A 16,545-nucleotide genomic window follows, 5' to 3' on the forward strand; every position below is an offset into this window, starting at 1 on the left:
TTATTAAGTATAGACACCTTATCTTTTTTGTTCAACTAAGTGTAACCTATTCAAGAGATAGAAACTTTTAAAGAGAATTTTAATACAGCAAAATCAGAAGTTAATTTGGAACTTGAATTAAATAGTTCAAATCAAATAGTAATAGATAAAAATAATGATCAACAAATTATTTCTTTATTAAACCTCTTGATAGATGCGTATGGGAAAACATTCATGCTAGGTAATATAACTGAAAATTAAATGGAGTGATGTAATATGAGATATAGATGGAAGTTATATATATCGTCTTTATTACCTTTGTTTATATTGTTAATAATTCAAAATATGTCTATTAGCCAAATTGGTTTAAGTCTGGAACGAGTGATGGATAAAGAGTTTTTTCAGTGTTATTCAATAAGATTATTCATTTTAGATAGTAGAAATGTATTTTGGATATTGTTACTATCAGTAACAATAATATCAATAAAATTAACATATCAATTATATCAATTGGTAATAAAAGAACAGAACTTTAAAACTAAAAAATATGAACCAAAGGAATTTTTTAATATTTTTAAAGCAGAGCCTATAGAAATTGAAAATGTAGATATATTAAATTATATGTTTACTTATATAATTCCAATGTTGTCGCTAGATATAAATAGTTTTGGAAGCTTAATTTCTAATATATTATTACTAGCATTTGTAGGTTATATATATACAAAAAATAATTATGCTTCAATCAATATCATTTTTTTATTAAAAAAAGTAAATGTTTTTCAAATAAATGGCAGTTATCAAATCATAACAGATTTAACTATAATAGATATAGCAGAGAATAAGAATGGAACAATAGAAAATAAATATAATGTTTGTGAGTTGGTGGGAAATAGAACGGTTATAGTGAAAAAAATGTAAAAAATATTACTTTTGAGAAAGGATGTATTTAATGTATTCAATTTTTTTAGATGAAAAAGGCCCTCTGAAACTTACTAAGTAAACCTTGATATGTAACCGTATCTATTTACATGAAAAGCAATTTTGTTTAACCAGGTCTTAAAAAAGCTCGTAAAGCTAGTCAGTTCTCAAAACGTTAATATATTCTATATCAACATTTCAAGAGGCTAACCCAAAAGTCTCTTAAAATAAAACAAGCATTCAAAAATGACTAACGTCATTTCAAAATGCTTGTTTTTTCTTATTTTTGGTCTTTTATCCTTCCTGTTCTTTCTTAGTTTCCTCAAATTTAGTGCCATAAACGCAAATCCTAATTCTTGTGATACTTTATTTTTTCCTCTTACAGATAATCGATTGAACGCCAAATTAGCCTTCAGGTTTCCGAAAGCTGGTTCCACATCTATTTTTCTCTGACGATAAATTTTACCTGTAATGTCGTCTCGTAATAGCTCCCTTACGTGAGCCTTAAAGTATTCCCAGTTTCCATTTTTTTGAATCACTCGATTTTTATTGCTTTTTGCACGAGTACACAAACTTCTAATTGGGCAATCTAAACAAGATTCGCATTCATACATTTTAAGTTGTCTTTTAAATCCGTACTTATCTGTTCGAGTAGAATAATTTTTAAATTTCACTTTTTGATTATTTGGGCAATTGTACGTATCTTCTAATTCATTATAAGTCCAGTTGTCAGGAATGAATGGATTTTGTTTATATTTCTTAGTTTGTTCTTTTTGATACATTGTATAAGTAATTAAGGGTATTCGTTCAAATTCATCTAAAATAGCTTGATAATTTTCTTCACTTCCATAACCGGAAACTATGACAATATAAGTAGGTAAGTCGAAATACGATTTTTTAATAGTATTTAGGAACGGAATCATCGTTTTAAAATCCGTAGGATTTGGAAAAGTCTCATAAGCTAAGACATATTGATGATTAGTTGCTATTTGAACGTTATATCCGGGCTTTAATTGTCCATTCATCATGTGATCATCTTTCATTCTCATAAAAGTTGCGTCGTGATCTGTTTTTGAATAGCTATTTCTATTTCTAAAAATCTCATGCTGAATCTTATATCTATTTTTTCTGTTGATAAAATCAGAAAACGCCTTTAGCGCTTTTTTAGGTTCTTTACGTTCTGAACGAAGTTCTTTTCTTACTTGAGTGTCTGAACTATTTTCAATCTTCTCACTTAAATCTGTTACTTTTTCCTCTAAATTATTAATGATTTGATCTAACTGTTCATTATCTAGTTCTTCATCTTCTGAACAAATAGAAGGTATAATTTGTTCTTTTACTAACTGCTGATAATAAGCTTTTGATTTTTTCCTTAATGATTCTTCATATCGTTGTGTACTCTTTTTCCAAACAAATGTATATTTATTTGCATTAGCCTCTAACTTTGTTCCATCAATAAATATAGCATCTTCATCAATCAACTGTTGGAAAACAAGCTGAGTTCTAAATTGAACAAAACATTCTTGAAGTATTGGCTGAACCAAAGGGTTCACTCTAAAACGATTAATTGTTCTGAAGTTTGGAAACTGATTTTGAGTTAGCCACATCGCACGAATACTATCTTTCGACATAGCTTCAATTTTTCTACCTGAAAAAACAGATTGAGTATAGCCACACAAAATAAGTTTCATCATCATTCTTGGATGATATGACGATGTTCCCATTTTATGCTCAAAAGATGAAAAAATATTATCAGGGATACTTTCAATTAATTCATCAATCGCAAAAGCGATATCGTTCTCTTCTAAATAAACTTCTAGATTTAATGATAAAGTCATCTGTTTCGTGTTATAATTTTTATACATGAATAGCACTCCTTTTAATTTTTGTGTGGATACTTTAATTATAAAGGAAAGTGCTATTTTTTTCGTCAAAAAAAGGAACAAAATCAAAAAAGATTTTGTTCCTTTTGTGTTTATTCAAGAGACTTTTGGGTCAGCCTCTTTTTTATTGATTAAAATGGTTCTATAGTAAATTTCCATCCATCCGTCCAGTTCACTGTCCAATGACGTGGTTTGAAGCGTTTATTTGTGTGTTTTTTTTATTAAAAAAATGCTGTTATTTAAGAATAGTATGTTAAAGTTATAAAGGTTATTAGTGAAGGTGGCGAGAGAGATGAATGCAAAAGAAAAAATGTTAGAGATCATTAAAAATAAACAATCAGGTGGTCGAGTGAAAAAAATGGATGCACCTAAAAATGATCGTAGAAATATGCGTAAAGGACCAAAGATTTTTAATTAGGCTTGATTATAAAATAAAAGTCAGAAAAATGTTAAAAACAGATTACTCTAAGACGCTTTCCTTTGGGAAGTGTTTTTTTGTTAAAAAAATAAATAGTTTCAACAGAATATTTTTTCAAGACTGTGACAATTGGTAACGGTTACTGTGACAAAAATTAAAGTTAAAAAAAAGAGATAGGGGAAAAAAAGAATTATAATGAATACATCAGGAGGAGATAGCATGAATGAACGGATCCGAAATATTCTTGTACTTTTGATAAAAAACCCTGAGATAAAAATGGCAGAATTAACTAATGAATTAGGGTTAACGAGACGACAGATTAATTATTCAATTAATCAATTTAATGAAGAATTAGCGCATAAAGAAATACCTCAAATTATTCGTAATCACACTGGAGATTTTCAAATCCCATTAGAAGTGGTTAGAATAATCGCGAACGATACAAATTGTCACTCTAGTGAATTACTTGTGATAGAAACGGTATTTTCTGAAAGTGAACGAGCAGCGTTGCTATTGGCATTTTTAATTACTAATTTGGATTATGTTAGTTTAGATCACCTGACAGATGTTCTAGGCGTAAGTAAAAATACTATTTTAGAGGATTTTAAACGTATTGAGTGGTTGGTTCAGAAATATAATCTGTCTGTTGATTATAATCGACAACAAGGTTATCAGTTAAAAGGGAATGAACATAAAATTTTACAGGTTTTGTCTGATTTGGTTAAGCAGCATAAGTTTTTTAGGAATGAATCACTGAAAGAACAGCTCGTTTCTTTAGTTTCTGAGAAAGAGACTATTCATTTAATTCATGGAATGGAGCAAATGCTTCATGTAAGTTATTCAGATGAATCGATTGATTATTTACAGTCGGCGGTTCGTTTTGTCTTACAGAGAGCCTTAAAAAATTCAAGTAAGGTATCTGGTTTTTTTAAAGGTAATGTCCAGATGACACCAGAGTATAAATTTTTAAATGTTTTAATTCAAGATCGTCCATGGTCGATCAATCAAGATTATCTTGAATGGATTGCTTTATTATTCTTAACTTCTAATGTTTTTGAACGGAAAACAACTCAAGAGTATGACTCAGATGCGGAACTAAAAAGATTGATTCAAAAGATGGTTGATAACTTTCAAAAGCAAACGTTGATTGTTATTGAAAATCGTGAAAATTTTGAACGACGCATTTTAAGCCATTTAAGACCTGCTTGTTTTCGAATAAAGCATAGTTTAAGTTTAGGTATTTATTCACTAGATAGTTTAATTAAAGATAGTAATCACGGCATTTTAAATGAGTTGATGAAAGAGTTAGTAGTACCTACTGAAAACTGGTTAGGAAAAGCTTTTCCTAATGATGAGTTAGAACTACTTTCTTATTATTTTGGTTTTCAATTGACTAGTGCAAGCAACGGTGATAGTCAGAAACCACGAGCCGTTGTGGTTTGTGAGAATGGAATTATTGTTTCAAAATTGATGCGCGAAAATTTAAAGAAACTATTTCCAGAAATTCATTTTTTATCTTCTTTATCTGTTAGAGAATTTTATACGTTTGCTTCTGATTATGATTTGGTTTTTACGACGACAGCGTTAAAAAGTGAAATTATTCAATTTATTGTGGATCCTATTATGACTTATAAGGAACAAATTAGACTAAGGTATCGAGTGTTAAAGGAATTAGGGATAAATGATATTGGTACCTCTGCAGATGAATTATTAGCACTTATTCGAAAATACACAACAATTCATAAAGTAAAAGATTTACGAGATGAATTGGAATATTTTCTATTAAGAGAAAAACAAGATTCACCATTGGAAAATTTTAAAACGTTACCACCTTTAACAAATTATCTAAAACCAGATTATATTACAATTACAGATAAAGAATACACTTGGAAACAAGCGTTAGAAATCGCATGTAAACCATTGTTAGATAATCAAATTATCAATCAAGAGTTTAGTGAAGACTGTAAAAAACAGATTGAGACAGATAGCTATACGGGATATTTTGGTCTAAAAACAAGTATTCCTCATACAACGATTGAACATGGCGTTCTTCGAGATGGCGTGAGTTTACTTATTTCTAAAAAACCAATTATTTTTCCAAATGGTAATAAAGTTCATTTCATTTATCCATTATCTTTTTATGATTTAACTCGCCATTTAAGAGCAGTGAATCAGATAGCAGATATTAGTAATAATGACTTATTATTAACTGAATTACTGCAAGAAAAAGATGTAAAACGTGTTTATCAAATTATTAGACAAAATACATAAGGGGGAAGCGAGATGAAGTTAGAAGACTATCCGAAATTCACGATTATTATGCGTGGCTATACTTATGAACAAGCGGAAGCAATTTTATTGGCAATGGAAGGTATGGAAGATAAATTTGCAGTTGAAATGACATTGAACACACCAAATGCAATTGAACATATCGAAAAATTAAATAATAAATTTGGTAAGCGTATTTATATAGGTGCTGGCACTGTTCGTACGTTAAAAGATGCAGAAGAAGCTATTAAAGCAGGTGCAAAATTTTTATTAGGACCACATGTATTTACAGCATCAATGCTTGAGTTAGCTAAAAGGAAAGGCGTTATTTCTGTACCAGCTGCAATGACCCCAAGTGAGGTTAATGAGATGTTTTCATTGGGTGCAGATATTGTAAAGATTTTCCCAGCTAGTGTAGTCACACCAAGGTTTTTTAAAGATATTCAAGCGCCATTAGGTCAATTACCTCTTATGGGTGTCGGTGGTATTTCATCTTTAAACAGCCAAGAGTTTTTTGCAAATGGAGCAAGCTATCTTGGTATGGGATCTGGAATATTTAATGTAGAAGATATTCAAAATTTAGAAATCAAAAATTTAAAACAGTCACTGCAAAATGTGTTGGCTGCCGTATAGGAGGAAAAGTAATGGAATTACTTTTAAACGAAGAATTGGTTTTTCGTAATGTTGAAGTAGAGACAGATGAAGAGATTTTAAACTTTTTAGCGAAACAACTTTATGAAAAAAAATATGTAAAGGAAGAATATATTACTGCAATCCAAAAAAGAGAAAAAGAATATCCAACTGGATTACCTTCAGCAGAGCCAGGTGTAGCTATTCCACATGCTAATTATGAACTAGTAGATCAAACAACATTAGCTATTGCAACCTTAGCGAAGGCAGTTCCTTTTCATAATATGGAAAACAATCAAGAAACATTGCCGGTTCAAATTGTTATCATGATGGCTATTGGTGAACCTCATGGTCAAGTCGAAATGTTACAAAAAATTGTAGGAATTATTCAAAATGAAGAATTGCGTCAAGAAATGGTGGATGCAATAACTGATACAGAATTATTAAATTTATTAAAAAAGGCAGTTGCCTAAAAATAGGAGGAATTAATAATGAAAAGAATTTTAATCGCGTGTGGTAATGGAATTGCAACATCAACGGTAGTAGCATCTAAGGTCAAAGGGTACTTAACAGAACAAGGTGTCGATGTAGAAACAACACAAACAAAATTAATGGAAGTACCTAGTAAAGTTGCAAATTATGATTTGTTAGTAACGACAGGTCAGTTTGAAGGACAAACAGGTGATGTACCTGTTGTCAAAGGAATGTCAATTTTAACAGGAATTGGCGCAGAGCAAACAATGGAAGAAATATTAAGTCATTTAAAATGATAATAATCGCAATAAAAATTAGGAGGATAAGATGATGAGTTACATCATGGGGGTATTTAACTTCTTTATCGATGCTGGACCAACAGTTATGTTACCAGTCATTATAACGATTATAGGGATGATTTTTGGATTGAAAATTTCTCAATCTTTTAAGTCAGGTTTAACATTAGGAATTGGTTTTGCCGGAATTAAATTAATTTTAGATTTTATGACAACTAATGTAGGGCCAGCAGCAAAAGCGATGGTTGAACGGACAGGTGTTCAGTTAGATGCTTTAGATGTAGGATGGGGATCGATTGCCGCAGTAACGTGGGCATCTCCAATTATTGCTATTTTAATTTTCGCTATTTTATTAGTCAATATTATATTATTAGTTTTGAAATGGACCAATACATTAGATGTGGATATTTGGAATTATCATCATATGGCAATTGTAGGAGTAATGGTTTTCTTTGTAACTGACAATGTATTCTTGGGCGTTGGGTCTTCTATTATTATGGCTGTGATTACGTTCAAATTAGCAGATTGGTCTCAACCAATGGTGGAAGATTTCTTTGGTGTTCCAGGAGTTTCATTGCCAACAGTTTCAGCGTTATCTTCATTAGTCATTGCGTGGCCATTAAATTGGTTACTGGATCGTATTCCTTTTTTTAGAAATTCTAAATTTACGATTAAAGATGCTCAAAAATATCTTGGTTTCTTCGGGGATTCAATGATTATGGGAGGAATAATTGGAATTGCAATTGGCTTTTTAGCTGGTTATGATATCAAAGCAGTTTTACAGTTAGGGGTTAGTATGTCTGCTGTTTTAGTTCTTATTCCAAAAATGACTTCTCTATTTATGGAAGGGCTAATGCCTATTTCAGATGCTGCTCAAAAATGGTCACAAAAAAAATTTAAAGGACGTCGTTTATTTATTGGTTTAGATGCAGCAGTTGTTGTAGGAAACCCGGACGTTATTACAACGGCATTAATCATTATTCCATTAACGATTGCGACAGCACTTGTATTACCTGGAAACCGTGTACTTCCTTTTGCTGACTTAGCAGTAGTACCTTTCAGAGTAGCGATGGTTGTGGCATTAACTCGAGGTAATTTATTAAAAAATATTGTGATCGGGATTGCGATAACTGCTTCATTATTATGGTGTGGTTCAGCAACAGCCCCAGTTTTAACTGCTATTGCTAAAAAAGTAGGAATTGATTTAGGTGCAAGTTCAATGCTAATTTCTTCATTTGCAGCAACAGCAATGATTCAGAGTTATTTAGTTTTCATTGCATTTACCTATAAACCATTAATTGGTATTCCAATCTTATTAGCAGTATTTGGAGCAGCGTGGTATTTCTTTGAAAAAATTAAAAATGTAAATGCAACGATTAATCAAGAAGCATAACTTGGGAGGATGGATAGATAATGAAAATTACAGGTATTAAAGTTTATAAAGTAAAACCCAGATGGATTTTTGTTAAAGTATCAACTGACGAAGGTATTGATGGTTGGGGAGAAATGATTTCAGGAACAAAAACAGAAACGGTTGTTGCAGGAGCTTATGAAATAGGAAATCGCTTTTTATTAGGTCAAAACCCTTTTGAAATTGAACGTTTGTTTCAAGAGATGCATCGCTCTTTCTTTAGAGGGGGCCCAATCAACGGAACGATTGTTTCGGGATTAGAAATGGCTCTTTGGGATATTAAAGGAAAAGCGTTAGGTGTTCCCATTTATGAATTATTGGGAGGAGCAGCTCGTGAAAAAATTAAAGTTTATTCTTGGATTGGTGGCGACCGTCCAAATGAGGTTGTAGAGCAAGCACAAGATCGTTTTGATCGTGGCTTTACGGCAATTAAGATGAATGCAACAGAAGAACTGCACTATATTGATTCATATGAAAAAGTTGAAGAAGTTGTTGAAAGAGTTGCTTCGATTCGTGAGAAATTTGGAAATAAATTAGATATCGCCGTTGATTTTCATGGGCGTGTACATAAGCCAATGGCAAAAGTTTTAGCTAAAGCTTTAGAACCTTATCATCCGATGTTTTTAGAAGAAGTTGTTTTACCAGAAAATGAAGAATATTTTAAAGAAATTGCTAATAGTGTGGCAGTTCCATTAGCAACAGGTGAAAGACTGTATACTAGATGGCAGTTTAAAAATATCTTTAAACAAGGTGCTATTGATGTGATTCAACCAGATGTTGCCCTTTGTGGTGGGATTTTGGAAACTCGTAAAATAGCAGCGATGGCAGAAGCTTATGATATTGCAGTAGCTCCACATGCTCCATATGGTCCGATTGCACTAGCGGCGACATTGCAAGTAGATGCTTGTACACCAAATGTCTTTATTCAAGAACAAAGTTTAGGAATACACTACAATAAAGGCTTTGATTTACTTGATTTTGTTAAAAACAAAGAAATATTCCAATATAAAGATGGTTATGTTGATTTACCATCGAAACCAGGATTGGGATTAGAGATGGACGAAGATCGAGTAAAAGAAATTTCTCAAGAAGGTTTAATCTGGACTAATCCAAGTTGGAAACATTATGACGGTACTATCGCTGAATGGTAATTTGAAAGGATGAGTAAGATGGCAGAAGCAATTGTAATCAGTGGTTTTTTATTACTATTATTAATATTGCAAATTAAAGAACAAAAAAATTTAATCGTAACTGCAAGAGTAAGTTGGGTGAAACGTTTACTGGCGCTGCTGCTATCAGTTGCTATCTTCATTGTCTTTTGGCAACCAGAGTTACATAATCAAATCAAATTAGCTTGTTTTTCTATCCTTCTTCTTTCGATTGGTTTTTTGAAAGAGGGACTAGCACAAGATCATCTGATTCGTTTGGGTGTTCTTTCAGGTGAGTATCAGTATTATGAGTCTATTCAAATTGAAAGTCTCCCAAATAATCAAGTCATTGTTAATTTTTATAAACGTAAAAACAATCGGTTTTCGATGGTTTTCCCTTTAACAGTAGCTGAAATGACGGTTTATTTTGAAAAATTAGGGCTGATAGAAAAAGTAGTTATCGGTGAACTGGAAGAAAATTTACCAGTGATATATCCATTAAAAAGATAATTGGACAAGACACTTTCTAGCGAAAAGGTGTCTTTTTTTATTTTCAGTTATTCTTTGTTTTTCAACTTTACAGAAAATTAACAAGCATTTACATACTCTATACATGTTTAGTGTCATTATTTTACATTGAGCTGTTAATCTTGCTGTATTAGGAGGGAACAAGATGCTTAAATTACAAAAAATTTCGAAGAGTTTTGGTGCAACGGCAGTATTAGAGGACATCAGTTTAGAAATTGAAACGGGTGAGGTAGTTTCAATTTTAGGAGCTTCTGGTTCTGGTAAAACAACCTTACTTAATATTATTTTAGGACTGGAAAACGTTTCAAGTGGTCAGTTATTCTTTAATGATGAAGAAATAACAAAGATTAACATGGAACATCGTCCTTTTAATATTGTGTTCCAAGACTATGCCCTTTTTCCAAATTTAAATGCTTATGAAAATTTAACGTATGGTTTGAAACGAAACAAAGGCTTAACCAATCAAAGTGAATTGGAGGAGTTAATTCAGTTACTTGATTTAGAGAAACATTTAAACAAACCCATCCAACAATTATCTGGAGGGCAGAAACAAAGAGTTGCGTTGGGGCGCACCTTAGTTATGAAACCGAAAGTTTTATTATTAGACGAACCGTTAAGTGCATTGGATGGTGTGATTAAGGAATCCATTAAAGAGCGGATTAAAACGATTGCGAAAACATTAAATTTAACAACGATAATCGTCACACATGATCCAGAAGAAGCACTGACAATGTCAGATAAAATATTAGTGCTGAATAATGGTCAGGTTGCCCAGTTTAGTACACCAGATGAAATTGTTAGCAATGTCGGTAATCAATTTGTGAAGCACTTAATCGTCGATCAACTTGAAATAAAACGTTTGAATATTCAAAAGATATTTGATCGAAGTTTGAAAGCTGTGGAAGTCGTATGATTAAACGTTTTCCCTTGGAAAAGCTATTCCAAACAGTCATTATTTTATTTTTCTTAGTCTTTTTATTTTTACCCTTGTTAATGATTATCTGGCAAGCTTTGGTTAGTGAAGGAAAGTTATCTTTGCATTTATTTTATGAATTATTTCAAGATAATCAATGGTTGAAGGCCTTTGGTAATAGTTTATCTATTTCGATACTCGTTGCGGTAGTGACGACCTTTTTGGGCTTTCTCTTAGCTTACGGGATGAATTTTACGGATATCCCTCCGAAACTTAAACGTCTGACGAATCATTTATTAGTCTTACCGATGCTTTTACCGACCATTACTTATGGTTTTGTCTTGATTTATTCTTTTGGTAAGCAAGGTTTATGGAGTAAAGTGTTCCAAAAAGAATGGTTTTCGATTTATGGGATGAACGGGGTGGTAATTGGGTTAGTCATCTATGCTTTACCGGTGACTTTTTTATTGATGAATGATGCGATGCAATATATCGACAAACGTTTTATGGTTGTTTCGCGTTTAATGGAAGATTCCTTTTGGCGTGGATTAAAAACAGCTATTTTACAACCTTTAACAAAGGTATTCGGTGTAGCTTTGGTTCAATCTTTTTTTATGAGCTTTACTGATTTTGGTATACCAACAGCAGTTGGTGGTCAGAATATCTTTGTTACAACGCTTTTATATGATTATTTTATGGGGGCTGTTCCTGATTTTTCACGAGGAGCGGTGATTGCTTTGACGATGTTGTTACCTTCTGTCCTCAGTATTTTATTGCTACGTCATCTTCAAAAGAAAGATACGTTCTATGATCAGAAAAGTTTAATGACGGTGCGTAAAAATCGTTGGCGTGATGGCTTGTTTATGGGGCTGTTTTTAATGATCTCTTTAACCTTAATAGCGATCTTCGCTATTATGTTGGTCATTCCATTTCTTGAAATGTGGCCTTATCAATTAAACATAACGTTGACGCATTTTTTGAATTTTTTTGCAGAACCTACACTTTTATTAACTTTAAGAAATGGTGTTTTTGTTGGTTTTCTGACCGCAGTCGTTGGCACTCTTTTTGCTTATCTTGCAGCGGTTTTAACAGCACGTTCCTCACACAAAAATCAAGTACTGAAGTGGATTGATCATTTTTCCATGATAACGAATTCTATACCTGGGATGGTTTTGGGGATTAGTTATTTGTTGGTTTTTCGAGGAACTTTAGTTCATAACACTTTTTTAATACTCGTCGCTGTTAATGTCATTCATTATTTTTCAACACCGTATCAAATGGCGAAAAGCGCTTTACAAAAAATGAATAAAAATTGGGAAAACACAGGGAAAATGATGGGAGATCGTTGGCAAGATACGTTATGGCGAGTTGTTATTCCTAATTCAAAAGTCACGATTTTAGAGATGTTTAGCTATTATTTTACAAATGCAATGGTGACAATAAGTGCTGTTGTTTTTCTAACAAGTGCGAACACAATGGTTATGACTACAAAGATTAAAGAGCTTCAACATTTTGGTCGTTTTACGGATATTTTTATTCTATCGCTTTTGTTATTACTCATTAATTTGAGTATGCGTTTAATCATTCAAACATGGATAAGGAGAATTCAAACAAATGAAAAAAGGGTTAAAAAAAATTTTATCAGGGCTGTCAATGATCGGTTTAGTCGCACTTTTCGGAGCATGTAGTCAAGGACAAGCCAAAAGTGAGAAAGTGGTTATTTATACGAATGCTGACGAGGAACCAGCGAAGGTGATCGAAAAAACATTAGATAATAATGGTTATAAAAATAAGTATATTTTACAATCACTCGGGACTTCAGAACTTGGGGGTAAATTACTTGCAGAAGGGAACAAAATCGAAGCCGATTTGATAACGATGAGTACGTTTTATAGTGAGGGTGCACAAGCGAAGAATCAATTATTTAAAGAGGTAACACCAGAAGTTAAAGCGCTGCAAGAAACCTCCCCATATGCGTACCCAATGACGGTTCAAGAAGGAGTTATTTTTTATAATACGGCAGCGTTAAAAGAAGCTAAATTAACCACCCCAAAAAGCTTTAAAGATTTAGCACAGCCGGAATACAAAGGTCAACTGTCCATTCCAGATATTAATTCATCATCGACCGCCTGGTTGTTTGTACAGGCTTTACTAGATACTTACGGTGAAGCAGAAGCACGAACGATATTGAAAGGTATTTATGCCAATGCGGGTGCACATGTTGAAGATTCTGGTTCGGGTCCTTTGAAAAAAGTTCGAGTGGGGGAAGTTGCCATTGGTTTTGGTTTAAGACATCAGGCGATTAAAGATCAAAAGGAAGGATTACCTATTGATTATGTTGAGCCGACAGAAGGAACGTTTACTCTCACAGAATCTCTCTCTGTGATTGATAAAGGCGATAAAACGAATCCCGAAGCTGAAAAAATGTTAGCTCTTATTTTAACTAAAGCACGTCCCGAAATATTAAAAATTTACCCAAACGCATTGTACGAAGGAGAATCAATGACTGGTCTTCAAGTAGCCAGTCAAGTGAAAGCCTTCAGTCAGCCATTAACGCCAGAGTTGTTACAAGAACACCAAAAATTAGTTGAGCAAGCGAAAGGAAATTAAGATGAAACAAGATTATAAATTATTGACGCCAGGTCCTTTGACAACGACTACTACGGTTAAACAAGCGATGTTGGTGGATCATTGCACGTGGGATGACGACTATAAGCAAATTACCCAAACGATTCGTCAGCAACTTTTGAATTTAGCGCAAGTATCAGAAAAAGATTATACTAGTGTTTTAATGCAAGGAAGCGGCAGTTTTTGTGTCGAGTCTGTCATCAGTTCAGTGGTAGGTCCTCAGGATAAATTATTGATTTGTACGAATGGAGCATACGGTGAGAGGATTGCTCAGATGGCGAAGCGTTATCAAATTGCACATACGGTTTATCAATGTGCTGAAAATGAAGTTCCACAAGGACAACGGATTCGGCAGTTATTAGCCGAAGATTCAGCGCTCAATATGCTAGCCGTTGTTCATAATGAAACCACCACTGGAATTTTAAATCCACTTGAAGAGTTAGCCGAAATTGCGAAAGAACAGGAATTGGTCTTTATTGTGGATGCGATGTCGAGCTTTGGTGGCATTCCGATTGAGGTAGCAGCGTTAGGTATTGATTTTTTAATCTCAAGTGCTAACAAGTGCATCGAAGGTGTACCAGGATTTGGTTTTGTGATTTGTTCGCGAAAGGCATTGGCACAAAGTCGAGGAAAAGCTCGAACGATTAGTTTGGATTTGTACGATCAGTTTCAAGCGATGGAAATCGATGGAAAATGGCGGTTTACATCGCCAACCCACACGGTTTTAGCTTTTAATCAAGCCTTGGTCGAATTGATAGCAGAAGGAGGGGTAGCGGTTCGTCACGAGCGTTATCAAATGAATAATCAAATACTACGTAATGAAATGCAAGCGATTGGTTTTGAGGCGTACTTGAAAGAGCACCAAGGGCCATTTATTACCGCTTTTTATTATCCAGAAGTGTCTTCCTTTTGTTTTTCTAGGTTTTATACCTACCTGAAAGAAAAAGGGTATGCCATTTATCCTGGTAAAGTGAGTGATGCTACTTGTTTTAGAATTGGAAATATTGGTGCGATTTATCCAGAAGATATGTTGAAAGTCAGTGACTTGATTAAAGAATACATGGAGGAGTTACAAAAATGATAACAACGGTCGTTTTAGATTGGGCAGGGACAACGGTTGATTTTGGTTGTATGGCACCTGTTGACGCTTTTAATCAAGCCTTTAAAAAAGAAGGTTTGGATGTGTTAAAAGAAGAAATACGCCAACCGATGGGGATGAAAAAACGCGATCATATTTTAACAATGCTTGCGATGCCAAGAATAAAAAAACAGTGGTTGGCATTATATCAACAGGAACCAACCACACGAGATATCGAACGAATTTATGCCACTTTTGAAGAAGTGATTATGCAAACTTTAGCAAATTATTCCGATGTGAAATCAGGGACGACCCTGGTTGTCGATGAGTTAAGGCAAATGGGTCTTAAGATTGGAAGTACCACAGGCTATACAAGTGAGATGATGAAAGTCGTTAAAGGCGTTGCAGAACATCAAGGGTATTCGCCAGATATTATTATGACGCCCGATAAGGTTCAAGGATTTGGACGTCCGTATCCTTACATGTTATTTAAGATTATGGAACATTTTTCCATTCAAACAATCGAAGAAGTCATCAAAGTTGGCGATACGATTTCCGATATTGAAGAAGGTAAAAATGCGGGTATTTATACCATTGGTTTACTTGAAGGTAGCTCATTAGTAGGGGTATCTTTACAGGAACAGCAAGAACTTTCTAAGGAAGAAAGACTAGAGTTATATGCAAAGGCTCGCCAAATCTATTTAGAAGCAGGGGCAGATTTAGTGATTGAAACGTTAGCTGAGTTACCCGAAGTGATAAGAGGAATGAATTAAAGAATGAAAAAGAAGAAGCACTTTCTAAGAGAGAGTGTTTTTTTGAAGTTACTAAACAAAATTTATAGAAAAATAAAATTTAAAATGGAAAAAGTTCTCGAAAACTTTCCCTTTGCGTCAGACACGGATAATTAGTATAATGACTATGCATTTTGAAATGTCGTCAGACACTAAGGGAAATGGAGAATAAAAGTATGACAGAAGAAACAGAAAATTTTTGGGCAGCGTTACCGAAGCCTTTTTTTATTTTAGCACCAATGGAAGATGTGACTGATGTCGTTTTCCGTCACGTTGTGAAGACAGCTGGTGCACCCGATGTCTTTTTTACTGAATTTACCAATTCGGATAGTTATTGTCACCCAGATGGGATTGAGAGTGTGCGTGGACGGTTAATCTTCACGGATGATGAACAGCCAATTGTCGCTCATATTTGGGGGGATAACCCAGAGTTTTTTAAAAAAATGAGTCTTGGTTTAGCTGAAATGGGCTTTAAGGGAATTGATTTAAATATGGGATGTCCAGTTCCTAATGTGGCAGATCGTGGTAAAGGAAGTGGTTTGATATTACGTCCTGAAGTGGCAGCGGAATTAATTCAAGCTGCGAAAACAGGCGGTTTACCAGTGAGTGTTAAGACACGTCTGGGTTTTAAAGATGTGGCCGAAATGGAACCTTGGTTGACACACCTCTTACAACAAGGTATTGCTAATCTTTCTATTCATTTACGAACACGAGAAGAAATGAGTAAAGTGGCAGCACATTGGGATTTGATTCCAGATGTTTTAGCGATTCGCGACCGAGTTGCCCCAGAGACCTTAATTACGATTAATGGTGATATTTTGGATCGCCAAATGGGTCTGGAGTTAGCTCAAAAATATGGTGTTGATGGTATTATGATAGGTCGAGGCATTTTTAAAAATCCGTATGCTTTTGAAAAAGAACCACGTGAACATTCAACGGAAGAACTACTTGGTTTACTACAATTACAGTTGGATTTACAAGAAAAATATACGGAACATGTGCCACGTTCAATTGTGGGGTTACATCGTTTCTTCAAGATTTATGTGAAGGGTTTTCCAGGAGCTAGTGATTTACGTGTACAATTGATGAATACAAAATCAACGGCAGAGGTTCGTGAAATTTTGACTGCTTTTTTCCAAGAAAAATAAAAAAACACTTTCTCTAAAAAAGAGGAAGTGTTTT

General features: G+C 33.8%; 16 protein-coding genes. 15 read left to right on the forward strand and 1 reads right to left on the reverse strand.

Features of this window, described 5'->3' with window-relative positions; all coding sequences use genetic code 11:
• The first annotated feature begins 255 nt into the window (after window positions 1-255).
• Window positions 256-897, forward strand: coding sequence for a hypothetical protein (locus tag ACTJFD_RS09120; RefSeq protein ID WP_442261095.1), 642 nt, complete (start codon window positions 256-258; stop codon window positions 895-897).
• 206 nt (window positions 898-1,103) lie between these two features.
• Here the strand turns inward: ACTJFD_RS09120 and ACTJFD_RS09125 are convergent, their stop codons facing one another.
• Window positions 1,104-2,762, reverse strand: a complete 1,659-nt coding sequence (locus tag ACTJFD_RS09125) for an IS1182 family transposase (protein ID WP_442261097.1) — start codon at window positions 2,760-2,762, stop codon at window positions 1,104-1,106.
• Window positions 2,763-3,072: 310 nt separating this feature from the next.
• On the opposite strand from ACTJFD_RS09125, the gene ACTJFD_RS09130 reads away from it, so the two are divergent.
• The 14 genes from ACTJFD_RS09130 to ACTJFD_RS09195 all read left to right on the forward strand — a co-directional run bounded on the left by ACTJFD_RS09130 (window position 3,073) and on the right by ACTJFD_RS09195 (window position 16,511).
• Window positions 3,073-3,198 (forward strand): hypothetical protein, encoded by a 126-nt coding sequence (locus ACTJFD_RS09130; protein WP_442261098.1) that lies wholly within the window; start codon window positions 3,073-3,075, stop codon window positions 3,196-3,198.
• A gap of 219 nt (window positions 3,199-3,417) precedes the next feature.
• Window positions 3,418-5,469: a BglG family transcription antiterminator gene (locus ACTJFD_RS09135; protein WP_442261100.1), complete on the forward strand. Its 2,052-nt coding sequence runs from the start codon at window positions 3,418-3,420 to the stop codon at window positions 5,467-5,469.
• A gap of 12 nt (window positions 5,470-5,481) precedes the next feature.
• Window positions 5,482-6,099: a bifunctional 4-hydroxy-2-oxoglutarate aldolase/2-dehydro-3-deoxy-phosphogluconate aldolase gene (locus ACTJFD_RS09140; protein WP_442261102.1), complete on the forward strand. Its 618-nt coding sequence runs from the start codon at window positions 5,482-5,484 to the stop codon at window positions 6,097-6,099.
• 11 nt (window positions 6,100-6,110) lie between these two features.
• Window positions 6,111-6,569 (forward strand): PTS sugar transporter subunit IIA, encoded by a 459-nt coding sequence (locus ACTJFD_RS09145; protein WP_442261104.1) that lies wholly within the window; start codon window positions 6,111-6,113, stop codon window positions 6,567-6,569.
• Between the two features lie 18 nt (window positions 6,570-6,587).
• The gene (locus tag ACTJFD_RS09150; RefSeq protein WP_442261105.1) at window positions 6,588-6,866 is read left to right on the forward strand and encodes a PTS sugar transporter subunit IIB; all 279 of its coding nucleotides are present in this window, start codon (window positions 6,588-6,590) and stop codon (window positions 6,864-6,866) included.
• Window positions 6,867-6,900: 34 nt separating this feature from the next.
• Window positions 6,901-8,259: a PTS galactitol transporter subunit IIC gene (locus ACTJFD_RS09155; protein WP_442261106.1), complete on the forward strand. Its 1,359-nt coding sequence runs from the start codon at window positions 6,901-6,903 to the stop codon at window positions 8,257-8,259.
• Between the two features lie 20 nt (window positions 8,260-8,279).
• The gene (gene dgoD / locus ACTJFD_RS09160) at window positions 8,280-9,428 is read left to right on the forward strand and encodes a galactonate dehydratase (protein WP_442261107.1); all 1,149 of its coding nucleotides are present in this window, start codon (window positions 8,280-8,282) and stop codon (window positions 9,426-9,428) included.
• 18 nt (window positions 9,429-9,446) lie between these two features.
• Window positions 9,447-9,935: a hypothetical protein gene (locus tag ACTJFD_RS09165; RefSeq protein ID WP_442261108.1), complete on the forward strand. Its 489-nt coding sequence runs from the start codon at window positions 9,447-9,449 to the stop codon at window positions 9,933-9,935.
• Window positions 9,936-10,098: 163 nt separating this feature from the next.
• Window positions 10,099-10,866 carry an ABC transporter ATP-binding protein gene (locus ACTJFD_RS09170; protein WP_442261109.1) on the forward strand — a complete coding sequence of 256 codons (768 nt, stop codon included), beginning with the start codon at window positions 10,099-10,101 and terminating at the stop codon, window positions 10,864-10,866.
• Window positions 10,863-12,554, forward strand: a complete 1,692-nt coding sequence (locus ACTJFD_RS09175) for an ABC transporter permease subunit (protein WP_442261110.1) — start codon at window positions 10,863-10,865, stop codon at window positions 12,552-12,554. Before ACTJFD_RS09170 ends, ACTJFD_RS09175 begins: the two co-directional genes overlap by 4 nt.
• On the forward strand, window positions 12,481-13,476 hold the full coding sequence (locus ACTJFD_RS09180; protein WP_442261112.1) for an extracellular solute-binding protein: 996 nt from the start codon (window positions 12,481-12,483) through the stop codon (window positions 13,474-13,476). Before ACTJFD_RS09175 ends, ACTJFD_RS09180 begins: the two co-directional genes overlap by 74 nt.
• A gap of 1 nt (window position 13,477) precedes the next feature.
• Window positions 13,478-14,575: a 2-aminoethylphosphonate--pyruvate transaminase gene (phnW, locus tag ACTJFD_RS09185; protein WP_442261114.1), complete on the forward strand. Its 1,098-nt coding sequence runs from the start codon at window positions 13,478-13,480 to the stop codon at window positions 14,573-14,575.
• Complete coding sequence (gene phnX / locus ACTJFD_RS09190) at window positions 14,572-15,345, forward strand: phosphonoacetaldehyde hydrolase (protein ID WP_442261116.1); 774 nt, start codon at window positions 14,572-14,574, stop codon at window positions 15,343-15,345. The genes phnW and phnX overlap by 4 nt, the downstream gene beginning before the upstream one ends.
• A 194-nt stretch (window positions 15,346-15,539) precedes the next feature.
• A complete protein-coding gene (locus ACTJFD_RS09195; RefSeq protein ID WP_442261118.1) occupies window positions 15,540-16,511 on the forward strand; it encodes a tRNA dihydrouridine synthase in 972 nt (323 codons plus the stop codon).
• The last annotated feature ends 34 nt before the right edge of the window (window positions 16,512-16,545 follow it).

The sequence above is a fragment of the Vagococcus sp. genome (genome assembly GCF_052102835.1).
GTDB lineage: Bacteria > Bacillota > Bacilli > Lactobacillales > Vagococcaceae > Vagococcus.

What these genes read in the sequence shown, in the direction of transcription:
- dgoD (WP_442261107.1), top strand. Translation starts at nt 8,280, where the DNA reads ATGAAAATTACAGGTATTAAAGTTTATAAAGTAAAACCCAGATGGATT.
- ACTJFD_RS09125 (WP_442261097.1), bottom strand. Translation starts at nt 2,762, where the DNA reads ATGTATAAAAATTATAACACGAAACAGATGACTTTATCATTAAATCTA.
- ACTJFD_RS09180 (WP_442261112.1), top strand. Translation starts at nt 12,481, where the DNA reads ATGAAAAAAGGGTTAAAAAAAATTTTATCAGGGCTGTCAATGATCGGT.
- ACTJFD_RS09120 (WP_442261095.1), top strand. Translation starts at nt 256, where the DNA reads ATGAGATATAGATGGAAGTTATATATATCGTCTTTATTACCTTTGTTT.
- ACTJFD_RS09140 (WP_442261102.1), top strand. Translation starts at nt 5,482, where the DNA reads ATGAAGTTAGAAGACTATCCGAAATTCACGATTATTATGCGTGGCTAT.
- ACTJFD_RS09135 (WP_442261100.1), top strand. Translation starts at nt 3,418, where the DNA reads ATGAATGAACGGATCCGAAATATTCTTGTACTTTTGATAAAAAACCCT.
- ACTJFD_RS09195 (WP_442261118.1), top strand. Translation starts at nt 15,540, where the DNA reads ATGACAGAAGAAACAGAAAATTTTTGGGCAGCGTTACCGAAGCCTTTT.
- phnX (WP_442261116.1), top strand. Translation starts at nt 14,572, where the DNA reads ATGATAACAACGGTCGTTTTAGATTGGGCAGGGACAACGGTTGATTTT.
- ACTJFD_RS09130 (WP_442261098.1), top strand. Translation starts at nt 3,073, where the DNA reads ATGAATGCAAAAGAAAAAATGTTAGAGATCATTAAAAATAAACAATCA.
- ACTJFD_RS09145 (WP_442261104.1), top strand. Translation starts at nt 6,111, where the DNA reads ATGGAATTACTTTTAAACGAAGAATTGGTTTTTCGTAATGTTGAAGTA.
- ACTJFD_RS09175 (WP_442261110.1), top strand. Translation starts at nt 10,863, where the DNA reads ATGATTAAACGTTTTCCCTTGGAAAAGCTATTCCAAACAGTCATTATT.
- ACTJFD_RS09170 (WP_442261109.1), top strand. Translation starts at nt 10,099, where the DNA reads ATGCTTAAATTACAAAAAATTTCGAAGAGTTTTGGTGCAACGGCAGTA.
- ACTJFD_RS09165 (WP_442261108.1), top strand. Translation starts at nt 9,447, where the DNA reads ATGGCAGAAGCAATTGTAATCAGTGGTTTTTTATTACTATTATTAATA.
- ACTJFD_RS09150 (WP_442261105.1), top strand. Translation starts at nt 6,588, where the DNA reads ATGAAAAGAATTTTAATCGCGTGTGGTAATGGAATTGCAACATCAACG.
- phnW (WP_442261114.1), top strand. Translation starts at nt 13,478, where the DNA reads ATGAAACAAGATTATAAATTATTGACGCCAGGTCCTTTGACAACGACT.
- ACTJFD_RS09155 (WP_442261106.1), top strand. Translation starts at nt 6,901, where the DNA reads ATGAGTTACATCATGGGGGTATTTAACTTCTTTATCGATGCTGGACCA.